The organism is Streptomyces sp. NPDC052020 (genome assembly GCF_040680575.1).
GTDB lineage: Bacteria > Actinomycetota > Actinomycetes > Streptomycetales > Streptomycetaceae > Streptomyces.
The window spans coordinates 16,439-29,353 of record NZ_JBFAWY010000023.1; the positions used below are offsets into that span (position 1 = coordinate 16,439).

At 74.0% G+C, this 12,915-nt stretch carries 14 protein-coding genes; 4 read left to right on the forward strand and 10 right to left on the reverse strand.

What is annotated here, in order from left to right; translation table 11 throughout:
• Positions 1-160 precede the first annotated feature (160 nt).
• Entirely contained in the window at positions 161-493 is a 333-nt protein-coding gene (locus tag AB0L74_RS22755; protein WP_365655175.1) for an ATP-binding protein, read from the forward strand.
• An 85-nt stretch (positions 494-578) separates the two neighbouring features.
• On the opposite strand, the gene AB0L74_RS22760 is transcribed toward AB0L74_RS22755, so the two are convergent.
• The 5 genes from AB0L74_RS22760 to afsQ1 form a co-directional block, all read right to left on the reverse strand.
• Complete coding sequence (locus tag AB0L74_RS22760; protein ID WP_365655178.1) at positions 579-782, reverse strand: PspC domain-containing protein; 204 nt, start codon at positions 780-782, stop codon at positions 579-581.
• A gap of 157 nt (positions 783-939) precedes the next feature.
• Positions 940-1,491, reverse strand: coding sequence for a VanZ family protein (locus AB0L74_RS22765; protein WP_365655183.1), 552 nt, complete (start codon positions 1,489-1,491; stop codon positions 940-942).
• Between the two features lie 127 nt (positions 1,492-1,618).
• Positions 1,619-2,215 (reverse strand): hypothetical protein, encoded by a 597-nt coding sequence (locus tag AB0L74_RS22770; protein ID WP_365655186.1) that lies wholly within the window; start codon positions 2,213-2,215, stop codon positions 1,619-1,621.
• Entirely contained in the window at positions 2,212-3,903 is a 1,692-nt protein-coding gene (locus AB0L74_RS22775; RefSeq protein WP_365655189.1) for a HAMP domain-containing sensor histidine kinase, read from the reverse strand. The genes AB0L74_RS22770 and AB0L74_RS22775 overlap by 4 nt, the downstream gene beginning before the upstream one ends.
• Complete coding sequence (gene afsQ1, locus AB0L74_RS22780; RefSeq protein ID WP_006133375.1) at positions 3,900-4,577, reverse strand: two-component system response regulator AfsQ1; 678 nt, start codon at positions 4,575-4,577, stop codon at positions 3,900-3,902. Before afsQ1 ends, AB0L74_RS22775 begins: the two co-directional genes overlap by 4 nt.
• 289 nt (positions 4,578-4,866) lie before the next feature.
• On the opposite strand from afsQ1, the gene AB0L74_RS22785 reads away from it, so the two are divergent.
• Positions 4,867-5,688, forward strand: a complete 822-nt coding sequence (locus AB0L74_RS22785; protein ID WP_365655192.1) for a SigE family RNA polymerase sigma factor — start codon at positions 4,867-4,869, stop codon at positions 5,686-5,688.
• A gap of 266 nt (positions 5,689-5,954) precedes the next feature.
• Here AB0L74_RS22785 and AB0L74_RS22790 read toward each other — a convergent pair whose 3' ends face one another.
• Positions 5,955-6,590, reverse strand: coding sequence for a uridine kinase (locus tag AB0L74_RS22790; RefSeq protein WP_365655195.1), 636 nt, complete (start codon positions 6,588-6,590; stop codon positions 5,955-5,957).
• Positions 6,591-6,762: 172 nt separating this feature from the next.
• Between AB0L74_RS22790 and AB0L74_RS22795 the strand changes: the two genes are divergently transcribed.
• The gene (locus tag AB0L74_RS22795) at positions 6,763-7,167 is read left to right on the forward strand and encodes a hypothetical protein (RefSeq protein ID WP_365655198.1); all 405 of its coding nucleotides are present in this window, start codon (positions 6,763-6,765) and stop codon (positions 7,165-7,167) included.
• 125 nt (positions 7,168-7,292) lie between these two features.
• On the opposite strand, the gene AB0L74_RS22800 is transcribed toward AB0L74_RS22795, so the two are convergent.
• From AB0L74_RS22800 to deoC, 3 genes are read right to left on the reverse strand one after another with little or no spacing between them, the layout of a single operon-like run.
• On the reverse strand, positions 7,293-8,183 hold the full coding sequence (locus AB0L74_RS22800) for an aldehyde dehydrogenase family protein (protein WP_365655201.1): 891 nt from the start codon (positions 8,181-8,183) through the stop codon (positions 7,293-7,295).
• Entirely contained in the window at positions 8,176-9,621 is a 1,446-nt protein-coding gene (locus AB0L74_RS22805) for an aldehyde dehydrogenase family protein (protein WP_365655475.1), read from the reverse strand. Before AB0L74_RS22805 ends, AB0L74_RS22800 begins: the two co-directional genes overlap by 8 nt.
• Positions 9,622-9,633: 12 nt before the next feature.
• On the reverse strand, positions 9,634-10,596 hold the full coding sequence (deoC, locus tag AB0L74_RS22810) for a deoxyribose-phosphate aldolase (RefSeq protein ID WP_365655478.1): 963 nt from the start codon (positions 10,594-10,596) through the stop codon (positions 9,634-9,636).
• A gap of 254 nt (positions 10,597-10,850) precedes the next feature.
• Between deoC and AB0L74_RS22815 the strand changes: the two genes are divergently transcribed.
• Complete coding sequence (locus AB0L74_RS22815) at positions 10,851-11,534, forward strand: PH domain-containing protein (protein ID WP_365655204.1); 684 nt, start codon at positions 10,851-10,853, stop codon at positions 11,532-11,534.
• A gap of 147 nt (positions 11,535-11,681) precedes the next feature.
• Here the strand turns inward: AB0L74_RS22815 and AB0L74_RS22820 are convergent, their stop codons facing one another.
• On the reverse strand, positions 11,682-12,899 hold the full coding sequence (locus AB0L74_RS22820; RefSeq protein ID WP_365655207.1) for a glycosyltransferase family 39 protein: 1,218 nt from the start codon (positions 12,897-12,899) through the stop codon (positions 11,682-11,684).
• Positions 12,900-12,915: the final 16 nt, after the last annotated feature.

The window sequence follows — 12,915 nt, forward strand, 5'->3', positions numbered from 1 at the left end:
TGATGAAGGCGGCGGGGGTCGTTCTGGAGGGGCTGGGTCCCGTACATGCGGACGGGCTTTCACAATCCGTCCTCAATTCGATGTTTGCGGCGGGTGGTGCCTCGTGTTTACGGTCGAGCACCGCTCATCCCTGTCATCCATTTTTCGAGGACGCATTTTCATGAAGCAGTCTGTTGCCAAGACCCTCGGTGCCGCCGCCCTCGGTGCCGCCTTCGCCGCCGCGGGCGCGGGCACGGCCGGTGCCGTCGGTGGCGCGCCGGACCCGGGCCAGGCCCTGGACCCCATCACCCGGACGCTGCCGGTGGAGAGCCTGGCCCGGTCGCTGCCGGGCGCGGGTGAGGCGCTGACGCAGGGCGAGAGGGCGGCCGAGGGCGGCCTGGCCGCCGTCCAGCCGACCGCCCAGAAGCTCCCCCAGAGCCCGATCGACCCGCTCGCCGGCCTTCTCGGCGGTGTGCCGGTGAACAAGCTGCCGGTGACCCTCCCCCTCATCTGAGCCGCTCGCCCAGCCCTCATGCGCCGACGGGGCGCATCCGGTCCGCCCGGATGCGCCCCGTCGGCATGTGTCGGGGCCGTATCGCTCACCAGGCCGTGCGGGCAGCCTTGTCCGCCGAGGGGAGCAGCACCCACAGAGCGATGTAGAGCAGGAACTGAGGGCCCGGCAGCAGGCAGGAGAGCAGGAAGATCACGCGCATGGTCGTGGCGGAGGTGCCGAAGCGCCGCGCCAGTGCGGCACAGACTCCCCCGATCATGCGGCCGTCGGTGGGTCGGGCGAGGCGGGACATCGCGGCTCCTTGGTGTCGTTCGGTCGTTCCCCTGTAGGCGCTTCAGCCGGCGCGGCGGGACGGGTGCCCCGGACGTCCCCGGACGTCGATCCGGCCGGCGGGCCGACTGTTTCCTTCTGCCCCCACGCTACGGAGACGAACGGGCCAAAGCGTCGCTCTACGGGGCGATCCCGACCCTGGGAATCGTCGGGGTCCGCCCCTGAGGCGCCTCCTTCTGGAGGAGGCCCGCGCCGCATCGGCGGGCGGACCTGCGACGGACCCAGGCCCGGCCCGCGGGCACCACCAGCAGATGCGCGAGGGCAACGCCCGCGGTGTTCAGCAGCAGGGAGTCGATGTCCACCACCCGGCCGGGCACCCCGGTCTGCAGCAGCTCGATGGCCAGCGACAGCAGCGCCCCCGCGGCCACCGTGCGAAAGAGCGAGGCCAGCGGCGAGACACCCAGCCGCCCGCCCGCCATCGGCAGCAGCACGCCGAGCGGCGCCAGCAGGGCGAGCCCCTCGCCGATGCGCCGGGCCGCCTCCGGCCAGCCCAGTGCCAGGTCGGCCCGGATGCCGGCGAGCGGGTGCACATTGGCGGGCATCACCCACGGAACGTCCAGCGGCCGAAGCGTGCACCAGGCGACGAGCGCGAGATGCGCGGCGAGGAGGGCACCCCCCGTCACACGGATGCGGATCACGGCGCTGCCGCCGATGGAGCCTTGACGCTGCACGCCCCCCTAGACGCGGCGCCCGGCGGGATCGGTTCCGCCCCGCCCCCGCCCACTCGGATGAGTCATACGCCACACGCACACATGTGCGACCGGCGCCGCCTTGCCCGGTCCGCCCGGAGCCCGTCCGTCATCCGCCGGCGACCGCGCTGGAGGGCGGTCCGCTCCCGCCGGGGCGGACGCGGACCTCGTCCGTGCAGGTGTAGCGGCGCGGCGGCTGCCCGCCCGGGCCGCCCAGGACCACCGAGCCGCCGCCCTCGGCCGCGGCCGAGTGGGAGAGCGTGCAGACGATCTGGGACAGCGCGTACGCGGTGAGGTCCGCCGGGGAGACGCCGAGCCGCAGCGTGTCCTCCGGGTCGCCGGGGCGCGGACCGGTCAGGGCCGTCCCGCCGCGCACCTCCGTGCCGTACCCGGACTCCTTCTCCGCGGCCGTCGGCGGCTCGGCCAGCCGGTCCAGCAGGCCCCGCGCCAGCAGCAGGCGCCGCTGCGGGCCCGTCACGCCGTCCGGGACCCGCACCGCGCGGTCCACCGCCACCAGCGACGCCCCGCACACCAGGAACACCTGCACCGGCGTCCCGGGCGTGGACCGCGCCGCCGTCTCGGGCGGCGCGCAGCGCACCCGCGAGGGCGCCGGACCGAAGTCCGTCGGCACCTCCGTGGGCCGGATGCCGCACCCGGCGAGCAGCACGGCCAGCACGGGAAGCCCCAGCAGACGGCGTACGGTCATCGGCCCCGCCCCTTCGCGTCCGTGCCCTCGCCCCCGGTGCCCGCGCCGCCCGCGCCCTCCGCGGGGTCCGGCTCGGTCAGCTTCGAGGCGTCCCGGGGCAGCCGCAGCGTGAACACCGCGCCCCCCTCGGGAGAGTTCTCGGCGGTGATGCTGCCGCCGTGGATGTGCGCGTTCTCCAGGGCGATGGACAGGCCGAGCCCGCTGCCCTCGGAGCGCGGCCGGGAGGCGCTCGCCTTGTAGAACCGGTCGAAGACGTGCGGCAGGACGTCCTCGGGGATGCCGGGCCCGTGGTCCCGCACCCGGATCACGACCTGCGCGCCGTCCGCGCCCCCGGGGCCTTCCGCGTCCTCCGCGTCCTCCGCGCCCGCCGGGCCCCCTGGGCCTTCCGGGCCTTCCGCGCCTGTCCCGTCCGACTCCGTCACCGACACCCGCACCGGCGAGCCGCCGTGCTTGAGCGCGTTGCCGATCAGGTTGGCGAGGATCACGTCCAGGCGGCGCGGATCGAGCCGGGCGTGGATGCCGCGCTCGGCGTCCAGCTCCACGGCGTCCAGCCAGGCACGGGCGTCGATGCACGCGGTGATCTGGTCGGCGACGTCGACGTCGTCCAGGACCAGCCGGGCGGTGCCCGCGTCGAAGCGGGTGACCTCCATCAGGTTCTCCACGAGGTCGTTCAGCCGCCGCGTCTCGCTCACCACCAGCCGTACGGCCGGCTCGATCATCGGATCGATGCCCCCGCCCTCGAACTCCAGCTCCTCCTCCAGCACTTCCGTCACGGCGGTGATCGCGGTCAGCGGGGTACGCAGCTCATGGCTCATGTCCGCCACGAACCGCCGCGAGGCCGCCTCCCGCGCGGCCATGTCCGCCACCCGCTTCTCCAGCGCCTCCGCGGCACTGTTGAACGTGCGCGAGAGATCGGCCAGTTCGTCGGTGCCGGACACCCTCAGCCGGGTGTCCAGCCTGCCCTCGCCCAGCCGCCGCGCGGCCACCCCGAGCCGTTGCACGGGCTTGAGGACGGTCGAGGCGGCGGCCTGCGCGAGCAGCGCGGAACCGATCAGCGCCAGCCCCGTGGCGATCCCCAGCGACCAGGCCAGCGAGTTCAGGTCCTTCGCCTCCGGCTCCAGCGACTTGAGCATGTAACCGGTCGGTCCGCCCCCCATCACCTTCGTCCCGGCCACCAGATACGGGGTGCCGTCGTCGACGATCCGCTGCCAGTACAGGTGGTAGGCGTGCTTGTTGGCCGCGGTGATCTTCTGCCGCTTGTCCACCGCCTCGCGCAGCGACGCCGGCACGTCCGCCGGCGTGAAGCCGCCGAGACCGCCGGAAGCGCCGTACACCGTCCTGCCGTCGGGGCCCGCCGCGGCGAGCAGCACGCTGAAGCGCTGGCCGCTGCCGGCCATCTGGCTCGCGGTGCGCTGCAACTCGTCCTGGGTGGGGCGCTCGGGCAGGGCGCCGGCCCGGTTCTGCATCTCCCGCTCGAAGTCCCGCAGTACGGCGTCCTGGGCGCGGGTGAGCACCGCCTCCCGGTTGAGCCAGTACGCGATGCCGGACGCGGACACGGCCGCGGTGAGCGCGACCAGTCCGAAGACGACGACCAGCCTCAGCCGCAGGCTGGTCAGGCGCAGCCGCGACCAGACTCCCTTGCGCGCCGCGGCCCAGCCGCGCGAACCCCCCTGGTGTTCCCGTGTCACTGAGGCGGATCCAGCCGGTAGCCGACACCGCGCACGGTACGGATCAGGGTCGGGGAGGACGGCACGTCCTCGACCTTGGCGCGCAGCCGCTGCACACAGGCGTCCACGAGCCGCGAGTCACCGAGGTAGTCGTGCTCCCACACCAGCCGCAGCAACTGCTGCCGCGACAGCGCCTGCCCCGGCCGCCGGCTCAGCTCCAGCAGCAGCCGCAGCTCGGTGGGGGTGAGCTGGAGGTCCTCGCCGTTCTTGGTGACGGTCATCGCGGCCCGGTCGATGACCAGGCTGCCGAAGGTCGCCGAGTCGCTGGACTCCCGCTCCCCGCGCCGCAGCACGGCCCGGATCCGGGCGTCGAGGACCCTGCCCTGCACCGGCTTGACGACATAGTCGTCGGCGCCCGACTCCAGGCCGACGACCACGTCGATGTCGTCGCTCCGGGCGGTCAGCAGGATGATCGGCAGCTGGTCCGTGCGCCGGATGCGCCGGCACACCTCGAACCCGTCGATGCCGGGCAGCATCACGTCCAGCACGATCAGGTCCGGGCGCTGCTCGCGCAGCAGCTTCAGACCGTCCTCACCGCTCGCAGCGGTGGCCACCCGGTGTCCCTGGCGCGTCAAAGAGAGCTCCAGGGCCGTACGGATGGCGTCGTCGTCCTCGATCAGCAACAGGGAAGGCACGGGCCTCATTCTGGCCCATGCGGGCCGTGCTGTTCGACCGGGCGGCCCGCAGGACAGGGCCGCCCCCGGGCCCGGCACCGCGCCGTGCCCCGCCCGCGCCGCCGGTGAGGAAACGTGCCTTCGCGGGGCGAACCGTTGTGACAGGTCTGTGACAGTCGGCGGACACGGCCATGAAGTGGGCACGGCAGGCTCTTGGGTTGCGGGCACATCCCATCGGGCCGGACGGACCGGCGGGCCGCCCGGCACGACAGTACGCAGAACGCCGGAAGTCCATGACGGGGGGCGCGAGATGAACACGCTGCACGGCACCATCACCAGCGGCGCAGTGGTCACGCGTCTGCACGACATGCACACGCACCGGGGTTCGGAGAAGCCCGGTGCGGGCGGGGGAACCTCCCTGCTGGAGCGCGGCCGGGAGCCCGGGGGAGGGCGAGGGTGCGCGCGCGGCGCCGGGCGCCAGCACACCGCGTACGGCCAGCAAGGGCTCCAGCCCGTCGCGCCGGCCGACGCGCACACGGGGGAGACGCACGGGGGAACCGCGTACGGGGAGGCACCGGGGGAGCGCCGTTCGCCGGCGGAGGCCGTGGACACCGAGGCGGCGTTCACCGCCTACGTCCGCGAGCGCCGCGCCTCCCTGTACGCGACCGCCTACCACCTGACCGGCGACCGCTTCGAGGCCGAGGACCTGCTCCAGAGCGCGCTGTTCTCGACGTACAAGGCGTGGGACCGGATCAGCGACAAGGCGGCCGTCGGCGGATACCTCCGCCGCACCATGACCAACCTGCACATCAGCGCCTGGCGGCGCCGCAAGCTCAACGAGTACCCGACCGAGGAACTGCCGGAGACGCCCGGTGACACGGACGCGATGCGCGGCACCGAACTGCGCACGGTCCTGTGGCAGGCGCTGGCCCGGCTGCCCGAGACCCAGCGCACCATGCTGGTCCTGCGGTACTACGAAGGACGTACGGACCCGGAGATCGCGGACATCCTCGGCATCAGCGTCGGCACGGTGAAGTCCAGCATCTGGCGGTCGCTGCGCCGGCTGCGCGACGACGAGGCCCTCAGCTTCGGAGGCGACCGGGAGGACGCCTTCGGCGAGCTCGTCGCCTGAGGTACCGGCCGGTCCGGGGAAACCCGAAAAAAAATCGGGCCCGGGGTGTATCACGGGGGCGCCCGGCGTCTCTTACTCATGGGGAAGCACCACGGGGACGGGGGAAGCGCGACCCACGCGGGGGGAGCACGGGGGAGCGGGGAAGAACGGGGGAAGCACGGGGGAACGGGGGATGCGGGAACGGGACTGGAGGGCCGGGGGGGCCGTCCAGTCCCGTTCTTGCTGTGCGCGGACGCGCCGTGGGCGTGCGCGCGGACGCCGTCCGGCTACGCCGGTGTGCGGGCCGTGGGGCAGCGGCCCGCCGCGGCGGCGGCCAGGCGGCCCAGCGCCTCGTCCCGGTCGCAGGCGTACGCGCCCAGTGCCGTCTGGCGGGCGATGATCGTCCGCTCCTGCCGCATCAGCCGCCAGCCGCGGCGCACCAGGAACGGCACCGACTTGCGGCCCTCCCTCAGATCCCGCAGGAAACGGCGGCGGAACGTCGTCACCGGGCCGCGGCTCAGGCACAGCGCGTCGGCCAGGAGGCCAAGGTCGCGGCAGCGGGCCACGATCTCGGCGGCGAAGATGCCCTCGGCGATGAACACGGGGGGCCGCCCGATGTCGACCGCCTCCTCGCCGGTGCGGGCGCTGAGCGCGATGTCGTAGACGGGGACGTGGGTACGGCCCGTGCGGCACAGGTCCGTGATCGCGGCGACGGCCGCGTCCGCGTCCCAGGAACCGGGGTGGTCCCAGTCGATGTCGGAGCTCCCGGCCACCAGCGGCAGCGAGGGGTCGGTGCCCTCCTTGTAGAAGTCGTCGAGCCGCAGCACCGGCAGGCCGGAGCGGGCGGCGAGGAGGGACTTGCCGGAGCCGGAAGGGCCGCAGAGCAGCACGACTCGCGTGGGTATGGGCGGATGGGAGCTCACGGGACACCAGTGTGCGGTATCCGGCGGCCGCCGTACGACCCGCCGGAGCGGCTTTGGAACACGCCGTTATTCCTGCGCTACGGTGTGCGTTCTTACGATTACCGTCCGCAGTGCCCGAGGGGTGTTCCGAGGCGCCCGGTGGGTGCCGCGCGACGACGAGGCGGCAGCAGCGATGACCCGACACGCGTCCCCCCGCACCCCCTTCGCCCGGCGAGCCCTGGCCGCTCTCGCGACCGCGGGCGCCGCGCTGGGAGGCGGCGCGGCGACGGCCGCCGCGGACACCACGGTCTCCGCCGGTGCGGCGCCGCCCCCTCCCGCCGCCGCGGACGAGGGCGGACCGCGGACCGCTCTCCCGGCCACGCTCGGCACCGTCCGCCATGTGACCGGCCCGGTGGCGGGCCTGCGGCCCAACCCGCTCGCGGGCACGGGCGTGGACCCCCTCGCCAACGGCGTCGCTACGCAGGTGGCCGACTTCAAGCCGCTGAACTCGCGGACGCTGACGGATCCGGTGACGCAGGCCCCGTCGGTCGGCGGTATGCCGGTGGCGGGGCGGGTGACGGGGCTGCTGGGCGGCTGACGTCCGCCACGACGGAGCCGGGAGCCGCGCTCCTCCCGGACCGGGGGCGCGACTCCCGGGCCGGGGGAGGTGCGCGGCTCCCGGGCCGGGGGAGGTACGCGGCTCCCGGCGTGCCGGGCCGGCCGTCAGTAGGACGAGCCGGAGGCGCCCAGCGAGCCCGTGGGGTGCCAGACCGTCTTCGTCTCCAGAAACGCCGTCATGCGCTCGATGCCCGGAGTCGCCGTCCAGTCGTCCACAGGCTGTGGACGCAGGACGCGCTTGAGGTTGTCCGCCGCCGCGATCTCCAGCTCCTTGGCCAGCTCCTCGCCGGCACCGGCGAGATCGATGGCGTTCACGTCCTGGTGGGCGGCGAGCGGCGCGGCGATCTCCGCCGTGCGGCCGGACAGGATGTTGACCACGCCGCCGGGCACGTCGGAGGTGGCGAGGACCTCGGCGAGGGACAGGGCCGGGAGCGGGGACCTCTCGCTCGCGACCACCACGGCCGTGTTGCCCGTCGCGACGACCGGGGCGACGACCGAGACCAGGCCCAGGAAGGACGACTCCTGCGGGGCCAGGACCGCCACCACGCCCGTCGGCTCGGGGGAGGACAGGTTGAAGAACGGGCCCGCCACCGGGTTGCCGCCGCCGACCACCTGGGCGATCTTGTCGGTCCAGCCCGCGTACCAGACCCAGCGGTCGATCGTCGCGTCCACCCGCTCGGCGGCCCTGGCCTTCGACAGGCCCTCGGCGTCGGCCACCTCGCGGACGAACTGGTCGCGGCGGCCCTCCAGCATCTCCGCGACGCGGTAGAGGACCTGGCCGCGGTTGTACGCCGTCGCGCCCGACCAGCCGCCGAACGCCTTGCGGGCCGCGACCACCGCGTCCCGGGCGTCCTTGCGGGAGGAGAGGGGCGCGTTGGCCAGCCACTTGCCCTTCGAGTCGGTCACCTCGTACACCCGGCCGCTCTCGGAACGCGGGAACTTCCCGCCGACGTACAGCTTGTAGGTCTTGAAGACACTCAGTCGCGCGTCAGACATCGAGGTACGCCTCCAGGCCGTGGCGGCCGCCCTCGCGGCCGAAGCCCGACTCCTTGTAACCGCCGAACGGCGAGGTCGGGTCGAACTTGTTGAACGTGTTGGACCAGACGACACCGGCGCGGAGCTTGTTCGCGACCGCCAGGATGCGCGAGCCCTTCTCCGTCCAGATGCCCGCCGACAGGCCGTACGGGGTGTTGTTGGCCTTGGCGACCGCCTCGTCCGGGGTGCGGAAGGTGAGGACCGACAGGACCGGGCCGAAGATCTCGTCGCGGGCGATGGTGTGCGCCTGGGTGACGTTCGTGAACAGCGTCGGGGCGAACCAGTAGCCGTTCTCCGGGAGTGCGCAAGCCGGTGACCAGCGCTCGGCGCCCTCCGCCTCGCCCCGGTCGGCGAGGGCGGTGATGCGGGCGAGCTGCTCGGCGGAGTTGATCGCGCCGATGTCCGTGTTCTTGTCCAGGGGGTCGCCCAGGCGCAGGGTGGACAGGCGGTCCTTGAGGGCGTCCAGCAGCTCGTCGTGGACCGACTCCTGGACCAGCAGGCGGGAGCCCGCGCAGCAGACCTGGCCCTGGTTGAAGAAGATGCCGTTCACGATGCCCTCGACGGCCTGGTCCACGGGGGCGTCGTCGAAGACGATGTTGGCGCCCTTGCCGCCCAGCTCCAGGGTGAGCTTCTTGCGGGTGCCCGCGACCGTGCGGGCGATCTCCTTGCCGACGGCGGTGGAGCCGGTGAAGGCGACCTTGTTCACGTCGGGGTGGGCGACCAGGGCGGCGCCCGCGCGGCCGTCGCCGGTGACGATGTTGACGACGCCCCTGGGCAGGCCGGCCTGGCGGCAGATGTCCGCGAAGAACAGCGCGGAGAGGGGAGTCGTCTCGGCGGGCTTCAGCACCACCGTGTTGCCGGTCGCGAGCGCCGGGGCGATCTTCCACGCCAGCATCAGCAGCGGGAAGTTCCACGGGATGACCTGGGCCGCGACACCGAGGGGGCGGGGGTTCGCGCCGAAGCCCGCGTGGTCCAGCTTGTCGGCCCAGCCCGCGTAGTAGAAGAAGTGCGCGGCGACCAGGGGGAGGTCGGCGTCGCGGGTCTCCCGGATCGGCTTGCCGTTGTCCAGGGTCTCGAGGACCGCGAGTTCGCGGCCGCGCTCCTGGATGATGCGGGCGATGCGGAAGAGGTACTTGGCGCGCTCGGAGCCGGGGAGCGCCGACCACGTCTCGAACGCCTTCCGCGCGGCCTTCACGGCGCGGTCGACGTCCGCCTCGCCGGCCTCCGCGACCTCGGAGAGCACCTCCTCGGTGGCGGGGGAGACGGTCTTGAAGACCTTGCCGTCGGCCGCCTCGGCGAACTCGCCGTCGATGAACAGGCCGTAGGACGGGGCGATGTCGACGACCGCGCGGGACTCGGGCGCCGGTGCGTACTCGAACGCGGATGCCTGCTTTTCCATGGTCATGGGGTCTCAGTCCACCGTCACGTAGTCAGGGCCGGAGTAGCGGCCGGTGGCCAGCTTCTGCCGCTGCATCAGCAGGTCGTTCAACAGCGAGGAGGCGCCGAAGCGGAACCAGTGGTTGTCCAGCCAGTCCTGGCCGGCGGTCTCGTTCACCAGGACGAGGAACTTGATCGCGTCCTTGGCCGTGCGGATGCCGCCCGCCGGCTTCACGCCGACCTGGACGCCGGTCTGCGCCCGGAAGTCGCGGACCGCCTGGAGCATCAGCAGGGTGTTCGCCGGGGTCGCGTTGACCGCGACCTTGCCGGTGGAGGTCTTGATGAAGTCGGCGCCCGCCAGCATGCCGAGCCAGCTCGCCCGGCGGATGTTGTCGTACGTCGACAGCTCGCCGGTCTCGAAGATGACCTTCAAGCGGGCGGAGGCGCCGCAGGCGTCCCGCACGGCGACGATCTCGTCGTACACCTTCATGTAGTTCCCCGCGAGGAACGCGCCGCGGTCGATGACCATGTCGATCTCGTCGGCGCCCGCCGCCACGGCCTCCCGCACGTCGGCCAGCTTGACGGCGATCGGGGCGCGGCCCGCCGGGAACGCGGTGGCGACCGAGGCGACCTTCACGCCGGAACCGGCGACGGCCTCCTTGGCGGTGGCCACCATGTCCGGGTAGACGCAGACCGCGGCCGTCGACGGGGCCGAGCGGTCGGCCGGGTCGGGGCGGACCGCCTTGGCGCCGAGCGCCCGGACCTTGCCCGGGGTGTCCGCGCCTTCCAGCGTCGTCAGGTCGACCATCGAGATCGCGAGGTCGAGGGCGTACGCCTTCGCCGTGGTCTTGATCGAGCGGGTGCCCAGGGAGGCGGCACGTGCCTCCAGGCCGACCGCGTCGACGCCGGGCAGCCCGTGGAGGAAGCGGCGCAGCGTGCTGTCGGACGCGGCGACGTCCGAGAGTGCGTGAACTGCGGTGGGTGCATTGGTGGACATGGTCACCAGCCGAGCATATCTACGCGCGTAGCGGCTGTACAGCCCCCGAGCGGGGGCCGGGGGCGCGCCTGGGCGCGCGGGGTGCGGGCGGGGAGGTACGGAAGCGCCGGGAGGCGTTTGAGGTAGGTCCCGGGGGCGCGGAAGCCCTGGAAGGGGCCCCGGGGGCCGGGGCCGGGAGGCACGGGGGAGGGGGCGGGGGCGGTGAGGGGCTCGCGGTGGCCGGGGCGTCGGGGGCGTCGGGCACAATCGGCAGCATGACGACCCCGGAGCACCAGCCCTCAGCACCGCAGCCGCCGGTACCCGCGACCAGGGACCGGGTCTACCGCTCGCCCGCGGGCATCGCCGGCGGCGTCCTGCTGCTCGCCGTCATCGGCTGGCTCGGCGTCGACGCCGTCGTGTCGGGCGAGGGGCGCACCCCGTGGACGGCGCTGGCCGTGCTGCTCCTGCTCGTGCCGCTGGTCGTCGCCTTCACCCTGCGGCCCGCCGTCTTCGCGGACGAGGACCGGCTGCGCGTCCGCAACCCCCTGCGGGTCATCGTGCTGCCCTGGGGGCAGGTCGCCGCGCTGCGGTCCGGCTACACCAACGAGGTCGTGGCCGCCTCCGGCACCAAGTACCAGCTGTGGGCCGTCCCCGTCTCGCTGCGCGCCCGCAAGAAGGCCGCGCGGCAGGAGGCGCGGCGGGCCGCGGGCGGCGGCCGGGGGCGGGGCGGTGTCCTCGGGGGGATGGCACCGGGCGCGTTCGGGGGCGCGGCGGCCGTGCCGGACGGGCCGGTGCGCGCGGAGACCGACAAGGCCATGGACGAGCTGCGCGACCTGCGTGAGACCCGGGAGAAGGCGGAGACCGCGCAGGGCGAGGTGACCGTGCGCTGGGCCTACGAGATCGCGGGACCGGCGGTGGCCGGGGCGGTGCTGCTGGCGGTGCTGCTGGCGGTGGGCTGAGGCGCTGAGGCGCCGCCGGTGCGGGGGTGACGGCCCGCCGGACCGGGGAGCGTAGCGGGCGACGGCGGTGCGGAGGGGGCGCGGGGCGGACGGCGGTTGTGGTCCCGCGGTGCGTCGGGGTGCGTGGTGCGGGCCGGGCGGTTGTTTCTACGGTGCGCTCGGCCAGACCAGGAGCATGTGTGCCCCGCAGTACGCCGAGCCCAGGGCGGCGGCCGTCAGCGTGAGCGCGCGGTGGCGGCGCGAGGTGCGGGACAGGTGCAGGGCGAGCGGCAGCAGCAGCGGAAACGCCGGGAGCAGGAAACGGGCCCGTGGGAAGTACACACCGCCGCTGGCCAGGACGATCAGCAGCAGGACGCCCGTGAAGACCAGCAGCGGCAGCGGCTGACGGTCCCACAGGGACAGGCCGAACAGCGCCACCGCCCCGATCAGCGTCAGCGTCACCACCACGAGGAACAGGTGCGGTGTCGGGTCGTACGCCAGGAGCTGCCGCACCTGGTGCAGCGTGCGCGCGCCGCCGTCCAGCTCGTTGTGCCACAGCCGCTGTACGGCGAAGTAGCCGTCCCAGCGGCCCAGCCGCAGGCCCACCCAGCCGACGTACGCGCACCAGCCCAGCGGTGCCAGGGCCGCGGCGATCAGGGCGCGCGCCCGCGGCGGGCGGCGCCGCAGGGACCACAGGGCCGCCACGCCGACCGCCGCCGCCACCGCGATGCCGGTCGGCCGGGTCAGGCCCGCCAGCGCGGCCAGGCCGCCCGCCCACAGCCAGCGGCCCGTGAGCACCGCGTACAGCGACCACGCCGCGCACGCCGTGAACAGCGACTCGGTGTAGCCCATCCACTGCACGGCGCCCACCGGGAACGCGGCCCACAGGGCCGTGAGGAGGACACCGGCCCGGCGGCCGTACAGGCGGTCGCCCACCGCGAAGATCCCCCAGGCCGCCAGGAGGGAGGCGAGGACGGCGATGCCCAGACCGGTGGAGGCCCGCGAACCGGGGGTGAGGACCGCGACCGCCTTCACCAAGGCCGGGTAGAGCGGGAAGAAGGCCAGGTTGTTGGTGTTGTACGCGGTGCCCAGCTCGTCGGCGTAGCCGTGCTCGGCGATGCCCAGGTACCAGTCCGCGTCCCACTGCGCCGCCAGGATCGGCCACAGCTCGCGACGCTGGAGGCGGGCCCACACGGCGAGCACCAGGAGCCCCGTGACGCGTACCGCGGCGTAGGCCGCCAGAGCCGGGGCCGCGCGGCGCAGGGCGGGCGGGACGCGCAGCGCGAGGGCGTGCCGGGCGGCCGGCGCGGCGGCCCGGGGGGTCTGGGGGCGCCGGGTGCCCGGGATGCGTCCGCTCGGCTTGGTTTCGGGGGCGGTCGAGGACACGGCGGCGGCTCCCTGG

Bases quoted from the DNA above. Each gene is read 5' to 3' on its own strand.
- AB0L74_RS22770 (WP_365655186.1), bottom strand. From the start codon at position 2,215: ATGACCGTACGCCGTCTGCTGGGGCTTCCCGTGCTGGCCGTGCTGCTC.
- AB0L74_RS22815 (WP_365655204.1), top strand. From the start codon at position 10,851: ATGACGACCCCGGAGCACCAGCCCTCAGCACCGCAGCCGCCGGTACCC.
- AB0L74_RS22805 (WP_365655475.1), bottom strand. From the start codon at position 9,621: ATGGAAAAGCAGGCATCCGCGTTCGAGTACGCACCGGCGCCCGAGTCC.
- AB0L74_RS22795 (WP_365655198.1), top strand. From the start codon at position 6,763: ATGACCCGACACGCGTCCCCCCGCACCCCCTTCGCCCGGCGAGCCCTG.
- AB0L74_RS22785 (WP_365655192.1), top strand. From the start codon at position 4,867: ATGAACACGCTGCACGGCACCATCACCAGCGGCGCAGTGGTCACGCGT.
- AB0L74_RS22800 (WP_365655201.1), bottom strand. From the start codon at position 8,183: ATGTCTGACGCGCGACTGAGTGTCTTCAAGACCTACAAGCTGTACGTC.
- AB0L74_RS22760 (WP_365655178.1), bottom strand. From the start codon at position 782: ATGTCCCGCCTCGCCCGACCCACCGACGGCCGCATGATCGGGGGAGTC.
- deoC (WP_365655478.1), bottom strand. From the start codon at position 10,596: ATGTCCACCAATGCACCCACCGCAGTTCACGCACTCTCGGACGTCGCC.
- AB0L74_RS22755 (WP_365655175.1), top strand. From the start codon at position 161: ATGAAGCAGTCTGTTGCCAAGACCCTCGGTGCCGCCGCCCTCGGTGCC.